Annotated in this window: 15 protein-coding genes; 2 read left to right on the top strand and 13 right to left on the bottom strand. The window is 63.8% G+C overall.

The genetic code is table 11. The features are described from left to right. Window positions 1–11 precede the first annotated feature (11 nt). Entirely contained in the window at window positions 12–941 is a 930-nt protein-coding gene (locus tag ABFD92_11300; GenBank protein MEN6505119.1) for a transketolase C-terminal domain-containing protein, read from the bottom strand. After that, complete coding sequence (locus tag ABFD92_11295) at window positions 938–1735, bottom strand: transketolase (GenBank protein ID MEN6505118.1); 798 nt, start codon at window positions 1733–1735, stop codon at window positions 938–940. Before ABFD92_11295 ends, ABFD92_11300 begins: the two co-directional genes overlap by 4 nt. A gap of 157 nt (window positions 1736–1892) precedes the next feature. On the opposite strand from ABFD92_11295, the gene ABFD92_11290 reads away from it, so the two are divergent. After that, on the top strand, window positions 1893–3095 hold the full coding sequence (locus tag ABFD92_11290) for a right-handed parallel beta-helix repeat-containing protein (GenBank protein ID MEN6505117.1): 1203 nt from the start codon (window positions 1893–1895) through the stop codon (window positions 3093–3095). Between the two features lie 135 nt (window positions 3096–3230). Continuing rightward, window positions 3231–5333, top strand: coding sequence for a right-handed parallel beta-helix repeat-containing protein (locus ABFD92_11285; protein MEN6505116.1), 2103 nt, complete (start codon window positions 3231–3233; stop codon window positions 5331–5333). A gap of 4 nt (window positions 5334–5337) precedes the next feature. Here ABFD92_11285 and ABFD92_11280 read toward each other — a convergent pair whose 3' ends face one another. The 11 genes from ABFD92_11280 to lpdA form a co-directional block, all read right to left on the bottom strand. After that, window positions 5338–5835, bottom strand: a complete 498-nt coding sequence (locus tag ABFD92_11280) for a hypothetical protein (GenBank protein ID MEN6505115.1) — start codon at window positions 5833–5835, stop codon at window positions 5338–5340. Between the two features lie 2 nt (window positions 5836–5837). Then, window positions 5838–6179, bottom strand: a complete 342-nt coding sequence (locus ABFD92_11275) for a hypothetical protein (GenBank protein ID MEN6505114.1) — start codon at window positions 6177–6179, stop codon at window positions 5838–5840. A gap of 70 nt (window positions 6180–6249) precedes the next feature. After that, the gene (locus ABFD92_11270) at window positions 6250–6846 is read right to left on the bottom strand and encodes a glutathione peroxidase (GenBank protein MEN6505113.1); all 597 of its coding nucleotides are present in this window, start codon (window positions 6844–6846) and stop codon (window positions 6250–6252) included. A gap of 90 nt (window positions 6847–6936) precedes the next feature. Continuing rightward, the gene (rbr, locus tag ABFD92_11265) at window positions 6937–7473 is read right to left on the bottom strand and encodes a rubrerythrin (protein MEN6505112.1); all 537 of its coding nucleotides are present in this window, start codon (window positions 7471–7473) and stop codon (window positions 6937–6939) included. Window positions 7474–7528: 55 nt separating this feature from the next. Beyond that, complete coding sequence (lipA, locus tag ABFD92_11260; protein ID MEN6505111.1) at window positions 7529–8425, bottom strand: lipoyl synthase; 897 nt, start codon at window positions 8423–8425, stop codon at window positions 7529–7531. Further along, a complete protein-coding gene (gene lipB, locus ABFD92_11255; GenBank protein MEN6505110.1) occupies window positions 8422–9126 on the bottom strand; it encodes a lipoyl(octanoyl) transferase LipB in 705 nt (234 codons plus the stop codon). The genes lipA and lipB overlap by 4 nt, the downstream gene beginning before the upstream one ends. A 138-nt stretch (window positions 9127–9264) precedes the next feature. Continuing rightward, window positions 9265–11235, bottom strand: a complete 1971-nt coding sequence (locus tag ABFD92_11250; GenBank protein ID MEN6505109.1) for an alcohol dehydrogenase catalytic domain-containing protein — start codon at window positions 11233–11235, stop codon at window positions 9265–9267. A gap of 56 nt (window positions 11236–11291) precedes the next feature. Further along, window positions 11292–12470 carry a hypothetical protein gene (locus tag ABFD92_11245; protein ID MEN6505108.1) on the bottom strand — a complete coding sequence of 393 codons (1179 nt, stop codon included), beginning with the start codon at window positions 12468–12470 and terminating at the stop codon, window positions 11292–11294. 26 nt (window positions 12471–12496) lie between these two features. Next, entirely contained in the window at window positions 12497–13585 is a 1089-nt protein-coding gene (locus tag ABFD92_11240) for an SDR family NAD(P)-dependent oxidoreductase (GenBank protein ID MEN6505107.1), read from the bottom strand. Between the two features lie 14 nt (window positions 13586–13599). After that, window positions 13600–14880: a hypothetical protein gene (locus ABFD92_11235; protein MEN6505106.1), complete on the bottom strand. Its 1281-nt coding sequence runs from the start codon at window positions 14878–14880 to the stop codon at window positions 13600–13602. A gap of 169 nt (window positions 14881–15049) precedes the next feature. Next, window positions 15050–16465: a dihydrolipoyl dehydrogenase gene (gene lpdA / locus ABFD92_11230; GenBank protein ID MEN6505105.1), complete on the bottom strand. Its 1416-nt coding sequence runs from the start codon at window positions 16463–16465 to the stop codon at window positions 15050–15052. Window positions 16466–16468 lie beyond the last annotated feature (3 nt).

Here is a 16468-nt window from a genome sequence, read left to right as displayed (position 1 = left end):
CGTTGGTTTCGTCAGTCCGCCGCGGCGGCGATCTTCAGCAGGTCGGCGGCGACGGCTTCGGCCGTCAGACCATACTGCCCGCGGAGATACTCCTGGCTGCCGGCCTTGTGTTCATATCGGTCCGGAAGGGCGAAGCGCCGCAGGGCGACCTTGAGCCCGCGGTCGGCCGCGACGCCGGCGACCATGCTGCCCAGCCCGCCGATGATGCTGTGCTCTTCCAGCGTGGCGATGACGGGGCATCGCGACGCTGCCTCGGCGATCAAGTCCGCGTCGATAGGTTTGACGGTATGCATGCTGATCAGCTCGCACGACAGGCCTCGCCGCTCCAGCAGGTCACACGCGGCGGCGGCCGTGGCGAGCATGTTGCCCGTGGCGACCAGCGCCACGTCGCGTCCGCGGCGCAGCGCAATGCCCTTGCCGATGGCAAAGCCTTCGGGCCTGCGCGGGTGTACCGCGGGCTCGCCGCTCTTGCCCAGGCGCAGATAGCACGGGCCCTTCAGCACCATCGACGCCTCGATCGCCAGGCCGGTCTCGACCGGATCGCCGGGACAGACCACCGACATGTTGGGCAGGCAGCTCATGAGGGCGATGTCTTCGATGGAATGATGCGTCATGCCCGCCGGCCCGTACGTCAGCCCGCCGCCGACGCCGATGACCTTCACCGGCAGATTGGGGTAGCACAGGTCCACGCGGATCTGCTCGAAGCATCGCATCGTCACGAACGGAACGATCCCGTACGTGAAGACCTGCTTGCCCGCCATGGCCAGCCCCGCCGCCATGCCGATCATCGCCGCCTCGCTGATGCCCACGTTGATGAAACGATTCGGAAAACGCTGCGGGAACTCGTCAAAGACGTGAAAGCCCGTGTCGGCCGTCAGGATGTAGATCGACCGGTCGGCGTGCATCAACTGCGTCAGGATGTCCAGCAGCGCCTTCCTCATCGTCCTTCATCCAGTTCGTCCAGAAACGGTTGCACCTTCTCCGGCGGTACCGAGAAATAATGCCACCCCAGCACATCTTCCATCTCCGCCACGCCCTTACCCTTGGTCGTCCGAGCCACCACCGCCACCGGCTTGCCGTTTGGCGTTCGTTTAAGGACTTCGCAAAGCGCCGCATGATCATGCCCGTCAACCTCAAGCACATCCCACCCAAACGCCCGCAGCTTGGGCGCGAACGTTTCGATAGGTTGGATATCCTGCGCCCGCCCGTATCCCTGCAGGTTGTTGGCGTCGACGATCAGCGTCAGGTTGTCCAGCCCCAACCGCGAGGCGAACATTGCCCCCTCCCAGACGCTGCCTTCCTGCATCTCGCCGCAGCCCTGCACCACGAAGATGCGATGCGCCAGACCGTCATGCCTTGCTGCCAGCGCCATCCCCACCGCGATGGGCAGCCCGTGCCCCAGCGACCCCGTCGATACGTCCACGCCGGCAACGTTGGCCGCACAGGGATGGCCCGTCAGGTCCGATCCGTCCTGCAGAAAACTCTCCAGCAGCGCCGGCTCCAGAAAACCTTTCAGCGCCAAGACCGCATACAGTGCCGAAGCGGCGTGCCCCTTGCTGAGCACCAGCCGGTCGCGAGCAGGGTCCGCCGGCGAGGGGATGTGCATCACGTCGAAGTACAGCACTGCCAGGATGTCGGCCACCGACATCGCCGAGCCGACATTGGTCCCGCGGCGCTGCATCTTCACCACCGCCTTACGGATCTCGGTGGCCATGCTGTTGCTGTGAGAGGACATTCAGTATCCAATATACCAATAGAGTGCGAATTCCGGCGGAAAATGTGCCTTAAGAACGGGGGGATCGCGACTTATTCCCGCCGGGGGCGGCATGGCGACACGCGTTGTTCAGCGGGGCGCCACGGGCGCGCGGCATACAATACCCAGCGAGGCTTATATGAACCCGATCAAGATCGTCGTGTACGTTGTTGTGGCCGCACTGTTCGGGGCGGGCTTGCTCTGGGCTCAGGACACACAGCCGCAGGAGCAGCCCGCGCCGCCGCGGACGCTGAAGGTCGGGCCCGGCCAGAAATATGCCAAGCCCTCGTCCGCCATCGCCGCGGCTTACAAGGGCGACATCGTCGAGATCGCCCCGGGCACCTACGAAAACGACTGGTGCTATGTCCGTCGCGACCGCCTGACGCTGCGCGGCTTGGTGGACGATCAGGGCCGCAAGCCGCTGCTCAAGAGCTCCGGCAGCATCAATAACGGCAAGGCGATCTGGGTTATCAGCGGCCACAATGTAACGGTGGAGAACGTCGATTTTACAGGCGCCCGCGTGAAGGATCACAACGGCGCGGGCATTCGGGCCGAGGGGCGCAACCTCACGGTGCGCGGGTGCAAGTTCAGCGACTGCGAGAACGGCGTCCTCGGCGGCGGCAAGGACCCCCGCAGCGAGATGCTGATCGAGCATTGCGAGTTTGCCGGCTGCGGGCTGCGCGGGCAGTCGCACAATCTGTACATCTCCGCCATCGGCAAGCTGACGTTCCGCTTCAACTACACGCACCACGCCAAGGAAGGGCACCTGCTCAAGTCGCGGGCACGGGTGAACCACATCCTGTATAACCGCATCGCCGAAGAGGAGACCGGATCGGGCAGCTATGAGATCAACCTACCCAACGGCGGCAACGCCGTGATCCTGGGCAACGTGATCCAACAGGGCGCCAAGACCCAGAACTCCGCCATCTTCGCCTATGGCGAGGAGGGCATGAAGTACTCGGACAACTCCGTATACGTGGTAAACAACACGTTTATCAACGATCTGGGCAAGGGCGTCTTCGTGCATATTCGCCCGGGCAAGATCGAGCCGCCGGTGCGGGTCGCCAACAACATCTTCCGGGGTCGCGGAGAACTGTGCAGCTATGCCAAGGCCGAGCTGAAGTCCAACGTCACCGATGATCCGAAATTCATCGACCGCGCCGCATGGGACCTGCGCGTGGCAGCCGACTCGCCGTGCGTCAACAAAGCCGTTCAACTGCCGGCCGTCGAGGGCATGAGCCTTGTCCCGACTTTCGAATATGTTCACCCCTGCTCGACGGCCAAACGCACTGACGATGGCAAGACCGTTGGCGCGTATGGAGTACGGGCGGCTCGGCCGTGAGTAGCACGGTCGCGCGATGGCGAGGCGCGGGTGCCACGCACAACTCCGTTGTGCGTGTCCCCGATCGCTGAAGGATCGGGGATGCATGGGCAAGATGCCCGTGCTACGACTGCGGCTTCAGCGCATAATAGTGGGATGATCCGTTCCAACCTGACGATGATTTCTCTAATTCTGGCGACGACAATGACTGCCGCCGCGATTGCGGAGGAACCTCCCACGGCTGACATCTTCCTTTCCCCCGACGGGCGCGACACGTGGAGCGGCACTCTGCCGGACCGCAATTCCGATCTCACCGATGGGCCGCTGGCGACGCTGGCCGCCGCGCACGACGCCGTTCGCAAACTTCGCGCCGCCGAACCGGCCCGCAAGACCCCTGTCATCGTCATGCTCCGCCAGGGGCGATACGAGCTTGACCAGACGCTCGAGCTCGGGCGCCAGGATAGCGGCACCGCCCAGTCACCAACGATCTACTGCCCCTGGCCGCAGGACAAGGTCCGGATCAGCGGCGGCCGCATTGTCGGCGGCTGGACCGTCGACCCGCGCGGGTGGTGGCAGACGCGCCTGCCGGAAGTGGCCGAGGGCAGGTGGGCCTTCATGCAGCTGTTCGTCGACGGGCAGCGGCGATTCCGCCCGCGCCTGCCCGGCAAGGGCTTCTATCTCATCGAGCGCACACTCAAGGAAACCCCCGCGGCCGCGGGCAAAGGCTACGACCGCTTCGGCTTCGCCGTCGGCGACATCAAAGCTGACTGGGCCAATCGCGGCGACATCGAGGTGATCGTCTTTCATTCGTGGACGACCTCGCGCCTGCACATCGCGGCCGTCGAGGGCAACGCCGTGACCTTCACCGGCCCGACGGCGATCCAGGAATGGTGGATGTCGCTGCAGGCCAACCGCCGCTACTTGGTTGAGAACGTCAAGGAAGCCCTGGGAAAAAGAGGTCAGTGGTATCTCGACCGCCCCAGCGGCGTGCTGACGTATGTGCCGATGGACGGCGAAACGCCGCAGCGGAGTTGTGTCATCGCCCCGCGACTGAAGCAGCTCATGCGCCTCGACGACGTCGAGCACGTGCAGTTCGAAGGCCTGACGTTCGAACACGCCGACTGGTCGCTCGAACCGCAGGGCCGCAGCGTCATACAGGCGGAAGTGCCCTACCCCGCCGCCATCATGGCCGTGGGCATACGCGACTGCCTGTTCAATCGCTGCGTCTTCCAGCACGTGGGCGAGTACGCCCTCGAGCTGGGGCTGGGCTGCAAGAACAACCGTATCGTCGATTGCGAAGTGATCGACACCGGCGCGGGGGCGATCAAGATCGGCTCGTACGGGGACGCCGACACGCTCCACGGCACCAAGGCGCAGCTCAGCGACGAGACGGTGGCCTCGCACAACGTCCTGAGCAACTGCCTGCTGGCCCAGGGCGGCCGCGTGCATCCCGGCGCGGTGGGCCTGTGGGTCGGCCACGCCCACCACAACACGCTGGAGAACAACGAGATTTACGACCACTACTACAGCGGGGTGAACCTGGGCTGGTCGGGCACGTATGGCCCGCACTTCGGGCATCACAACGATTTCGCATTCAACCTCGTACACAAGATCGGGCAGAACCTGCTCAACGACATGGGCGGGGTGTACACGCGGGGCATTTCGCCGGGCACGACGATCCGCAACAATGTCATCCGCGACGTGATGGGCTATCGCCACGGGGCAGGAGCGGTCTACACCGACCAGGCCACCACCGACGTGGTGATCGAGAACAATCTGCTGGTGGACAATTTCGAGGGCGGCCACCGCCACCACTTCGGCAAGAACATCGTCTTTCGCAACAACATCGTGGCGATGGGCCGCCGCGGGCAGATGTTCCACCAGCTCAAGGAAGACTACAAAGCCGTCGAGTACACACACAACATCTTCTACTGGAAAGACGCCCCGCTGCTGATCGGCGAATGGGGCGGGCGGCAGGACTTCGACTACAACTGCTACTGGCAGGTCGGCGGCGAGCCGAACTTCGCCGGCATGACCTTCGCCCAGTGGCAAGCCGCCGGCCGCGACGCGCATTCCATCATCGCCGACCCGCTATTCGTCGATGCAGACAAAGGCGACTTTAACCTGAAAGAGAACTCCCCTGCGTTGAAGATCGGATTCAAGCCCTTCGCGTATTCTGCCGCCGGCCGAACGCGAGGCCGCCGCGGATCCGACCTGCTGTCGGTGACGCCGGCTTACTTGGGGCAGCCGCATCCCTGAGCGCCTATGACAGATCATCGCCTTCGGCAATGAGTTCATCTATTGCAGTTCTCATTATCTTGAGCAGAGTCGTACCGGCTTGCTCGTGCAACAAGTTAAGACCAAACGGATGATCGACGGGAGCGATGACGTTTCGGCCGGGCCCTTCCCACGGATATATGCAGTTCGCTGGAGTGCGCCCGCCATCGTCGACCTGCGGATGCAGCAACTCGATCTGCCTTGTCAGTTTTCGAATTGCGGTCAAGAGCCACCCTTGGCGACTCCTGCCCGAATCCCGGGCGATGATCTGACGCACTATCACCGGCAACGGCCCGGCAATGAATGCATGACTTGTCTCCAAGACGCTCTGAGGTTGACCTTGTGAAGACAGATGTGCTTTGCAGAGCTTCTCTGCAGCCATCTGCAGATAATGGAGTTGGTGGCAGGGATTGAGACTCAATAATTGTTCGCGGGCATCGAGATCCGACTTTGCCTGCCTCGCATAGGCAGCAGCCCAACTCATGGTCACTCCTCCGGCAGGTACTGGTCTCCAAGAAACCAGCCCTCGGGAAGTTGGAGATCGCCGCGTTGAATCCGCTCAAACTCTTCCGGCCGCACTTCAACAATTGTGGAGGCATAGAAAATGCCGCTGGCCGAATGAGGCCCGAACGAGACGGGCATGATCCCAGACATGATGGTCTCTGTATTGACCTCCAATAGCTTGATGGGCTCCTGGAAGCTCTCTTCTTTGTCAGACAGTATCCGGTAAATCGCCTGAATTGACGGATCAACCCGAAAATGAGCCCGGGCAAGACGCTTTGCAACGCCGTCGCGGGAACGATCGAGTTGACTGGCAACCTGGCTCATATTGACATTATAAACCGTCGCCTGTTCCGGTCAAGACAAGGGCTAAAGCAAGTTTGCCCATCGCACCCGCCTACTTCGCCAGCGCCGCCTCGATGTCCTTGGCGATCTGGGCGGGTTTGACTCTGGAGCGGTAGCGGGCGATCACCTGGCCGTCCTTGCCGATGAGGAACTTCTCGAAGTTCCACTTCACCGGACCCTTGTCGGCCACGGGGACAGTCTCGCCGGTCAGGTACTTATAGAGCGGGCTGGCCTGGTCGCCGTTGACGTCGATCTTGTCGAACAGGTCGAACTTCACCTTGTATGTGCTTTCGCAGAACTCGCGGATGGTCTTGTTGTCGCCGGGCTCCTGGCCGCCGAACTGATTGCACGGGAAACCCGCAATCGCCAGGCCCTTGGCGGCGTACTGGTCGTGCAGTTCCTGCAGCCCCTTGTACTGCCGCGTGAACCCACACTTGCTGGCGACGTTGACGATCAGCACGACCTTGCCGGCGTACTTGTCCGCCAGCACCACGTCCTTGCCTTCCATGTCCTTGACGGTATACGCCAGCGCCGAGGCCGGCCTGGTTGCGGCCACTTCACCGCGACAGACATTCGTCAAGTAGATAGTGGCAAGAGCTGCGATCATCCCCACGCCAGCCAAAATGGCCTTGGTTTTTCCAATGTTCATAACAAGTCCTTGTCAACAAAAAGGGGCGGGAGCCGATTCGACTCCCGCCCCAATATTGTACTTCATCGTGCGACTCAACCGAGAGCACTGTCAAAAATTGTCCCCCGCCACTTCGAAGTACGCCTGTGGATGCTTGCAGACCGGGCAGGTCGCAACGGCCTTTTCGCCCTCATGCACGAAGCCGCAGTTGCGGCAGAGCCATTTGGTCTTGGCGGGCTTGGCGAAGACCTGGCCGCCCTGGAAATTGGCCAGCAGCTTCTTGTAGCGGGCCTCGTGTTCCTTCTCGATCTTGGCCAGGCCGTCGAACAGGCGGGCGATGTCGTCGAAGCCTTCCTCGCGGGCGGTCTTGGCCATGCCCGGATACATGCTCGTCCACTCGTGGTTCTCGCCGCCGGCCGCGGCAGCCAGATTCGCCGCCGTATCGCCGATACCGTCGAGGAACTTCAGGTGCAGCTTGGCGTGCTCTTTTTCGTTCTCGGCGGTTTCCAGGAAGATCGCCGCGATCTGCTCGAGGCCTTCCTTCTTCGCCACCGAGGCAAAATACGTGTACTTATTGCGGGCCTGGCTTTCGCCGGCGAATGCATCCTTCAAACTTTGTTCGGTCTTGCTGCCTTTCAGTTGCGCCATCGATCGTATCTCCTTTATTGGTCTCGCTGGTCAGCCGCAAAACGGCTACGTCAGTCTAGGCTAAGTCTCTTGAGCTTGCACAACGTTTGTTGAAAACATCTTCGGCTTGGTAGCTGCTGCGGACGAAAGGCCCTGCAGCCACGGCGGCGAAACCCACTGCCTTGGCGGCCTCTTCATACGCCGCGAACTCGGCGGGCTCGACGTATCGCACCACCGGCAGGTGATGCTTCGACGGGGCGAGATACTGGCCGATGGTGACGATGTCGCAGCCGGCGGCGCGCAGGTCGCGCAGCACCTGCTCGACCTGGCCGGGCGTCTCGCCCAGGCCGACCATCAGGCCGCTCTTGGTCGTCGCGCCGCGGCTCTTGGCGTGCGCCAGTACGCCCAGGCTGCGGTGGTAATTGGCCTGCGGGCGAACGGTCGCGTACAGGCGGTCGACGGTTTCGACATTGTGATTAAACACGTGCCCAGCGGCGGCCAGCACGGTTTCGATGGCCGCGTGGTCCCCATGAAAATCCGGCACGAGCACTTCGATGATCGCATGAGGAACCGCACCGCGAACAGCCGCGATCGTCTGGGCGAAGTGGCCGGCTCCGCCGTCGGCCAGATCGTCGCGCGTGACGGAGGTGATCACCACATGGCGCAGCGCCAGGCGTTTGCACGCCTCGGCCACGGCCGCGGGCTCGTCCTCGCGCGGCGGCAGCGGCGCTGCGCCGGCGCAGGGAGACACCGCGCAGAAGCGGCAGTTGCGGGTGCAGGTTTCGCCCAGGATCATGAAGGTGGCCGTGCGGCGGCTGTAGCATTCGTGGCGGTTGGGGCAGTGCGCGCCGTCGCAGACGGTGACCAGATGCAGGTCAGCCAGCAGGGCGGCAACCTGGTCGGCCTGGCGCGAAGGCCCGAGGCGGCGCGTGAGCCACGGCGGCAGGCGACGAGTCGGGGCATTGTCAGTCATCGTTGGAGCTCGCAGAACACTTCCTGGAAGCATTCTATCAAAACGGGTTTCACCTCGGCGGTGGTTATCGGCTGGCCGAGGACTGCAGCCATGCTGGTCACCTCGGCATCGGCAATGCCGCAGGGGACAATCAGATCAAAGTGCGCGAGGTTGGGATCCACATTTAGAGCGAAGCCGTGGTACGTAACCCATCGCGAAACCGCCACGCCGATGGCGGCGATCTTACAGGGACTGTCACCAGTTTCTCGCGGCTTTTCGCGAGAAAGTGGTGACTGTCCCAACGCCCACACGCCCGTGAGACCCTTGCGGCGAAACGCTTCGATGCCGAAGCGACCCAGCAGGCGGATGAGCGTTTCTTCCAGGCGCGCGACGTACGCGCGCACGTCGGAGTCCAATGCCCGCAGGTTGATGATCGGGTAACCAACGATCTGCCCCGGGCCGTGATACGTCACGTCGCCGCCGCGGGTGACGTGATGCACCTCAATACCCGCGCCCGCGAGGGTCGCCTCGTCCGCCACGACATTCTGCGGCTTGGCGGCCTTGCCCAGCGTGATAACAGGCGGGTCGTGCTCGACGAGGATGAGATAGCCCTCGGCGCAGTCGTCGCCGCGAGATTTGATCTGTTCGACCAGTCGCATCTGCAGCGCCAAAGCGTCAGAATACGAGACGCGGCCTAGATCGATGACGGAAAGCGAAGGCATTGTTTCGCCCTTGGGGTGCCATGGCGGCCGTTGTCCAGCCGCCATGTCCCTGAAGCTTTGGTGCGCAAGCATGGCGGCTGAAGAACGGCCGCCATGGCACCCGGCGTTCTCTTCCAGGCTCCTGGCTAGCGACATCGATTACCGCTGCTTCAGCAGCGTTTCTTCAGCCGCCTTGGTCCACTGGCCGTGCGGGTCGAGCTTGGCGGCCACGGCGGGCAGTTTGTTCTTCAGTTCGCTCAGGGGCGTTAGGGGCAGGTCCACCAGTTCCGGATAGACGATGATCTTTCCGGCCAGCGTGCGGTTTTCGACAGCCGCAATGCCGTCGATAGCCCCGGCCATTCCGCTGACAGCGTCGACGGAGGCGTTGGTGTCGAGGGTGCCGGCCTGCACCTTCTCCAGTACGATCATCATGTCGCGGATGGTCGAACCGCTGGTGCCGAACATGAAGATGCTCTTGCTGACGATCGCGTCGAGGTCGATGGGATGCTTCACCGTCGCGGCGATGCCCGCGAAGATGTTGATCAGCGCCCCTTGTGTGCTGGAGGCTATCGCCGCAGAGACCAGCGCCGGTACGGGGGCCATGATGGCGTGGTAGCTGTGGGTCCCCGTGTTGCCCTGCTTGTTGGGGTTGATCATTTTCAGCGTCACACCGTTAGCCGCGGCCAGCGGGGCGACCTTGGCCTCGAGCGTCGCCAGGCGGGCGTCGTCGAAGTCGGTCCCGACGACCGAGAGGTTCTTCTTGCCCGAGCAGACGTCGCGGATCACGTGCATCTGACCCATCGGCCCGCCGGCGCCGATCACGATCACGCTGTCGTTGTCGCGCACCTCGCCGTCGGCCGGGATCATCTTGTATCCGTCAGCCGCATTGGCGCCGGCGGTGCCCACCCAGCGGCACATGCCGTAATGCACGCGACCGACGCTGATCTCGACCGCCCGGCCAATGGTCTTGCCGGCCGTCACAATGTTCATGATCCCGCCGGGGGCGAGCTTGTCGTTGAGCAGTTCGATGACGGCCGGGTCGGTGCCGAAGTACACGATATCGTTCCACACGCCCGGTTCGAGCGTCTTGGGATACTCGATATCGACGACGGTCATGCCCACGGCCGCCCGCAGATCCGCGAGCTGATCGCCCTGCGCGAGCTTGGCCAGCACGACTGCCGGTTTGCCATCCGCATTGAGGCTTTCGGCGATGCCCTGGATCTTGTAGCCGGCCTCGGCGACCACCAGCAGCTTGCCGCCGGCCATCATCCCGCGGCGCTCGGGGGTGACGTAGGAATCTTCAACGCACGCCCACGGCTCGACCAGGCAGATCGCCGAGGCGCTGCGCTGGCGGTCGACGGGGATAAGCATGCGTTGGCCGCTCTGGGGATCGAGGATCACGCGCTCGTCCATCAGCACGTACTGCTGCAGGGCGCCTTCGAAGTTGTACCCGAACGCCGCGTTGGACTTGTCGGTCTTGAGCCAGCGGTAGTCGGTCTGAACGAGGCAGCGCTCGCCGACCTTGTGGCGCTTGACCTTGGGTCCGACCGCCACGATCACGCACGTGGCCTCGTGGCCGGGGACGGTGGGCTTATCGCCGGGAACGTAGCTGGGCATCGCCGGCAGAGCAGCCTGGTCTATCCCGGCGACGATCCCGCTCTTTCGCGGATGCTGGTCGAACTGCTTGAGCAGCTTGAGGTCGCTGAAGCACAGCCCCACCGACTCGACGCGGGCCAGCACGCCGTAGGGCCCGACCTCATGCACCGCCTTGGAGGCGTTGAGCGTCAGCTTGTCGGGCCCGATGAGCTGCACCGCGTGCTGCAGGGATGGAATCTTTGCCGCGGCGGCCTTCTTGCGTGCGGCAGGCTTCTTATGGAGTGCGGCAGCCTTAGCTGCCGCTTTGGAAGTTGTGCGGGCGGGCGCCTTCTTCACAGCCTTAACCGCTTTCTTCTTGCCCGTCTTGACCACGCGGGCTTTGGCTTTGACGGACGCGTGAACCGCCTTCTTGGTTGCGGCCGATCCAATGCCCTTCTTCGTGCCCACCTTCTTCCGAGTGGGTTTGCGGGTGGTCGTCGTTGCAGCCTTCTTTGCCGGTTCTTTTGCCTTGGCCTTGGCTTTAGAGCGTGCCATGCTGATTCCTTCCGTCGTTAATGATTGCACCGTCGCGCACAGCAGTGCGCGACGCGTCATTCTATCTCATACAGATGCACTTGGTAGCCTTTGAACTCGTCAGAAAAACCGCCGCCAGTGACATTGACGGTGCGCTCTTCATCCAGCACCGTCGCCCTGGCGGCGCCGAGGCCTTCGATTCTGAACGCCCCGGTCGTCTCGCGCCCTCGCATGGCCGCGGCCAGCACGTACACGCGCTTGCCGAGTTTCTTGACCATGATGTCGATAGGCACGGCCGCGTCCGACGACGTGACCGTCACGAGCTTCTCGACGCTGGGGCTGTTGAGCACCGGCGCCAGGGCGGCGATGCGGGCGTTGATCTTCGTCACGGCCGCGAGCATCTCCGCGTCGGCCAGCAGCCCGGCCTCGATGAACGTGGGCTTGAACTGGTGGACGAAATAGATCAGCCCGCGGCTGCCGTGGATGATGGACATCCAGACTTCGCTGCGGACCTGCGCGGGCGTGGGCTTGACGCGCGTGTTGCTGATGCGCGTACACTCGATGCAGTTCCAGACGACCTTGCCGTCGCCGCCCCAGGTCCGCAGGCGGTCGACGCCCCTGGGCACCATCTCGAGCTTTCCGGCGATAGCCGGCTTGTCATGCACAGCCGGGTAGATGTCGAACGAGACGATGTCGCAGCCGCGGACGTACTGGGGATAATCCTCCATTCGCCCACGGCGGACGCCGCGGCCGATGTAGTCGTCGTACGCGACGCCCTGGCCGAGATTCAGCAGCACCGGCCGCGTGGGGTCGGCCTTGATCATGCGCTGATAGTCCGCCCGCACCTTCTCGGGCCTGATCGGCGGGCCGTACCCCTTGCCGCCGGGGAGCGCCTGGGCATTGTCGGGCTCGTCGCCGTGCATCCACCCGACGATGATCGGATCATTGACGTGCTTGAGCCCCACGGCGTTCTGGTCGCAGATGACCGGCATGCCCGCGCCTGTCAGCTCGGCGAGCTGCTTGTCCGTCGGGCCCTTCCACAGGCCGATGTATAGGTTGATGCCTGCGGCTTTGAACTTGGCGGCGTTCTTGGGCTGCTGCAACCAGACAGCGATGGGAAAGTAGTTGTTGGCAGCGGCTGGCGCGACGGGCCCGCGGCGCCACTGCGCGTATGGATTGGCCTGCCGGTTGACCGGCGCGACGGCGTCGCCCGCGGCGAACAAAGCGGCCGCCGCCAGCGACACTGCGATCACCATGACAGCCAATCGTTGCATAGGCCCGCTTACTTGAGCATGACCTGCCCGCCCGTGACGGGCAGGGCCTGGCCGGTTTCATATTGCTGATCGATCAGATAGTACACCGCCGTCATCACGTCGCCGGTGGTGCAGCCGCGCCCCATGGGCACCTTGCCTTCGTAGAACTTCCGCACGTCGGCGATGCTCTTGGCCCCGGGCACCTTGCCCGTGCGGAGGTACTGCACGAAGAGGCCGTTATCCGGGTCCGACCACAGCGGACCGTCGAGGAAATTGCCCGGGCAGATCGCGTTGACTTTGATCCCGTCGGTCACCAGTTCCATCGCGTACGACTGCGTCAGCCCCAGCCCGCCGAACTTGCTGCCGGCGTAAGCCCCGTTGCGGTTGGAGCCTTCCAGCCCGCTCTTGGAATTGATCTGGATGATGTCGCTGGTGTACCCCGGCCGAGCCTGGTGCTGAACCGCCAGCACGGGCGCTACCTTTTGAACGCACAGGAAGAAGCCCTTGTAGTTGACGGCCGTGACGAAATCGAAATCCTTTTCGCTCTGGGTCTTGACGGAGCCGGCCTTGAGGACGCCGGCGTTGGAGACCAGGATGTCCAGCCCGCCGAAGGTCCGGACGACCTGGTGAATCGCCGCGGCGACGGAGGCGCCGTCGGTGACGTTGATCGCCAGGCCCATCGCGCACTGTGCCCCGTGCTTGGAGATCAAATCCGCAGCGGCCTTCTGGGCGCCGGCGGCGTTGATGTCGCCGAGCACGACGCACGCGCCCTGCTCGGCCAGGTTCTGCGCGATCTCCAGACCGAAGCCCTGCGCCGCCCCGGTCACCAGGGCGACTTTGCCCGCCACGCGCCCAGCCCCGCCGGCAGGATGATCGTAGACGCTGAACATGCCCAAGCCGTCGACGGCCACGGCGGTGATCTTCTTTCCGTGGGTGGTCATAACGCCCGAAAGCGCCGCGATGATCGCCGCGGCGTCGCCGCCGGCGGGCGGGTCAAACGCGATGCCGCCGTGCGTGGTGGCGGTCTCGTCGAATCGCACCAGCTTGAGGCGGTTGTCCTGTGCGGCCAGCGCCCGCATCGCCGGGGCGATCACGTTGATCAGTTCGGTCTTGTCCATCGCAGCGCTGCTCCTCATCGGCCCGTGCCGGACCGGAAATACAGTTCGATGACAGCCGCACCCAGCGAAGCGAACGCCGTGATGCGTGCCTCAGCGTCGGCGTAACCGGCGTTGGGTTTGCCGGCGGCGTCAACATATCCTGCCCGGCCGTGCGAGGCCAGAAATTGATGCCCCGCCATCACGCAGGTGCCTTCCCAGAGGATGTCGAGGACTTCGGCAGGCATGGCCTTGCCGCCCTTGCACGTCGGCCACATGCCGATCAGGTCCAGCGTGTTGTGCTCGGTGCCGGCGACGACCGGGATGCCCGCCTTGCGGTAGGCTGTCACATAGCGGGCGAAGACGTCGGGCTCGTTGCGAATCGGGATCAGCTCTGCCATGTGGATATTGCGGTCGCGGCAGTTCTGGATCAGCGTCTCGACGGGCTGCTCGTACTGGCATATCGGGTTGGCCCCGTCGGCCAGCGTCGGGTAGCACGGGATGCCGCCCAGGGCCAGGATCAGGCGGTACGCCTCGGCGAAGCTGACGAAGGTCTCGGTGACGAAGGCGGGTTTGCCGGCCTTCATCAGGTGCGTACGGATTTCGCCCTGGACGCCGACAGCGTCGTCGGGTTTGGCCTTGCACGCGGCGCCGAAGATCTTCTCCAGCAGCGCCGCTCGCTCGTGGGCCTGCGTGTGGGCGAAGAACGCCTCCTGGAATGCCTGGCAGACGTGGCGCTCCTGCAGCGTGACCGCGTCGGCGGCACAGCCGTGGCGCTGCACGACCATGGCGATGACATCCTGCTCGCCCAGGTGCAGGTCCACGCCGGCGCGGGCGAAGATCGCCGCGATCTTGCCGATCATCTCGCGCATCCGCTGGGCGTCGTTGCGGCGGATGGTGTTGATGATGTCGCCGGCGACCGGGTCCATCGGGTCGAACTTCGTGATGCCCTTGCCGCAGATGTAGAACCGCCCCGGGTTGCCCGGATCGTTGACCTTGATGCCCGCAGCCGCCATCGGCTCGTCCAAGGCGATGATCTCCAGGCCGAACGTCGGGAAGATGTTCGCCCGCCGGCAGGCTGCCACGAAGTCGCAGTAGACGCGGTAGTCGTAGTAGTTGCTCAGCCCCAGCACTCGCACGTCCTGAGCGGTCGCCAGCGAGACTGCCTGCTCGACGTCCTTGAACGCCGAGAAGTTCGGCGGCAGGTGGATGTGCGAGTTGCTCTTGGGCGCCGCCGCAGGAGCGAGTCCTTTGGACGCTGCCTGCTGCAATTGTTGGACTGTGCCCAGGCCTCTTATCGTCGCCAGCGTGTCCGACATAGCGGCTCCATTTCTTGAAATCCTAAATTCTAATTTCTAAATGCTAAACAAATCTCAATGCTCAAAATACTAAGGTACAAGAGCCATCCCCGCGCGTGCTCGTTTCGATCATTTGTATTTTGGATTTTGTTTTTGTTTAGAATTTAGGGTTTAGGATTTAGTGCTTGTTTTACTCCGCCACAATCTGAACCATTTTTCGCGCCGGCAGGTGCAGCGCCATGCCCAACGCATCTTCCGCCGATTCCCGCAAGCTCTCGCTGATGCTCGGGTGAGCGAAGACCGTCTCGGCGAGATCCTTGACACTGGCGCCGGTGCCGATCATGGCGCCGGCCGCCCCGATCACTTCCGTCACGTTGTGCCCCAGGGCGTGAACGCCCAGCAGCTTGCCGTCGTCGCGACCGCGGATGACTTTGACAAAGCCCTCGGTGTCGTTGACGGCCTGGGCCTTGCCCAGCACGTTGAGCGGGAACAGCCCGACCGAGACCGGCACGCCGTCGCGCCGCGCCTGCCTGGCTGTCATCCCCACGCCCGCAATCTCCGGGAACGTGTACACCGCCCAGGGAATCGCCGGCGTGATCGTACTCTTGTGTCCCAGCGCATTTTCAACCGCCACCACGCCGTGCGCGCTGGCCGCGTGCGCCAGCAGGCAACGCCCGTTGGCGTCGCCGATGCAGTACACGCCCTTGGCCGACGTGGCCATGCGGTCGTCCACGCGGATGAATCCGCGGTCGGTCTCGATGCCCACGCTCTCGAGGCCGAGGTTCTCGGTCTTGGGCCGCCGACCCGTCGCGACCAGCACCTTGTCCACCTGCACGCTCAGGCCGCCGGTGATCGTCGCGGTAAGATTGCCCGCGGTGCCCGTTAGGTTCTCGACCTTGACGCCCGTGATGCACGCGATGCCGCGGCGGGTGAAGATCTTTTCGATCGCCCGGCCGAGCTGCGCGTCCATCTCCGGCAGCAGGTTAGGCATCATCTCGACGACCGTCACGGCCACGCCGTACTCGCGCATCATGCAGGCGAACTCGCAGCCGATGACGCCGCCACCGACGATCAGCAGCCGCTTGGGCAACGTCGTCCAGTGCAGGGCCTCGTCGCTGGTGCAGACCAGCTCGGGATCCGTCGGCCAACCCGGGATCCGCCGTGGCGCTGATCCGACAGCCAGAATCACGTTGCCCGCCGCCAGCGTGGTCTTGCTGCCGCCGTCGGTAACCAGCACTTGTCCTTTACCGGCCAGCGAGCCGTGGCCCTTGACGATCTGGACCCCGCGCGAGGCGAAGAGCGTTTCGATGCCGCCGCGCAGGCCCTTGAGGATCTTGTCCTTGCGTGCCTGGATCTTCGACCAGTCGAAGCTGATCGGCCCCGAAACGTTCACGCCTAACTCGCCGGCGTGCTCAATGTGATGCAGCAGCTCAGCCGACGCCAGCAGCGCCTTGGACGGAATGCACCCGAAGTTCAGGCATGTCCCGCCAAGATTCGGCGCCTCTTCAATAATTGCGGTGGAAGCGCCCATCGCGCCGGCCTTGAGTGCCGCAACATACCCGCCGGGACCGGAACCGATCACGACTACGTCATACTTGTTTGCCATTGT

The sequence above is a fragment of the Planctomycetaceae bacterium genome (assembly GCA_039680605.1).
Classification (GTDB): domain Bacteria; phylum Planctomycetota; class Phycisphaerae; order SM23-33; family SM23-33; genus JAJFUU01.
The sequence above is the reverse complement of the archived record's forward strand: the minus strand, read 5'-3'. Positions and strand labels throughout refer to the sequence as shown.

Excerpts from the sequence above, each read along its gene's own strand:
- ABFD92_11240 (MEN6505107.1), bottom strand. The coding sequence starts at position 13,585 with ATGGACAAGACCGAACTGATCAACGTGATCGCCCCGGCGATGCGGGCG.
- ABFD92_11280 (MEN6505115.1), bottom strand. The coding sequence starts at position 5,835 with ATGAGTTGGGCTGCTGCCTATGCGAGGCAGGCAAAGTCGGATCTCGAT.
- ABFD92_11295 (MEN6505118.1), bottom strand. The coding sequence starts at position 1,735 with ATGTCCTCTCACAGCAACAGCATGGCCACCGAGATCCGTAAGGCGGTG.
- ABFD92_11275 (MEN6505114.1), bottom strand. The coding sequence starts at position 6,179 with ATGAGCCAGGTTGCCAGTCAACTCGATCGTTCCCGCGACGGCGTTGCA.
- lpdA (MEN6505105.1), bottom strand. The coding sequence starts at position 16,465 with ATGGCAAACAAGTATGACGTAGTCGTGATCGGTTCCGGTCCCGGCGGG.
- lipB (MEN6505110.1), bottom strand. The coding sequence starts at position 9,126 with ATGCCTTCGCTTTCCGTCATCGATCTAGGCCGCGTCTCGTATTCTGAC.
- ABFD92_11300 (MEN6505119.1), bottom strand. The coding sequence starts at position 941 with ATGAGGAAGGCGCTGCTGGACATCCTGACGCAGTTGATGCACGCCGAC.
- lipA (MEN6505111.1), bottom strand. The coding sequence starts at position 8,425 with ATGACTGACAATGCCCCGACTCGTCGCCTGCCGCCGTGGCTCACGCGC.
- rbr (MEN6505112.1), bottom strand. The coding sequence starts at position 7,473 with ATGGCGCAACTGAAAGGCAGCAAGACCGAACAAAGTTTGAAGGATGCA.
- ABFD92_11250 (MEN6505109.1), bottom strand. The coding sequence starts at position 11,235 with ATGGCACGCTCTAAAGCCAAGGCCAAGGCAAAAGAACCGGCAAAGAAG.
- ABFD92_11285 (MEN6505116.1), top strand. The coding sequence starts at position 3,231 with ATGATCCGTTCCAACCTGACGATGATTTCTCTAATTCTGGCGACGACA.
- ABFD92_11290 (MEN6505117.1), top strand. The coding sequence starts at position 1,893 with ATGAACCCGATCAAGATCGTCGTGTACGTTGTTGTGGCCGCACTGTTC.
- ABFD92_11235 (MEN6505106.1), bottom strand. The coding sequence starts at position 14,880 with ATGTCGGACACGCTGGCGACGATAAGAGGCCTGGGCACAGTCCAACAA.
- ABFD92_11270 (MEN6505113.1), bottom strand. The coding sequence starts at position 6,846 with ATGAACATTGGAAAAACCAAGGCCATTTTGGCTGGCGTGGGGATGATC.
- ABFD92_11245 (MEN6505108.1), bottom strand. The coding sequence starts at position 12,470 with ATGGTGATCGCAGTGTCGCTGGCGGCGGCCGCTTTGTTCGCCGCGGGC.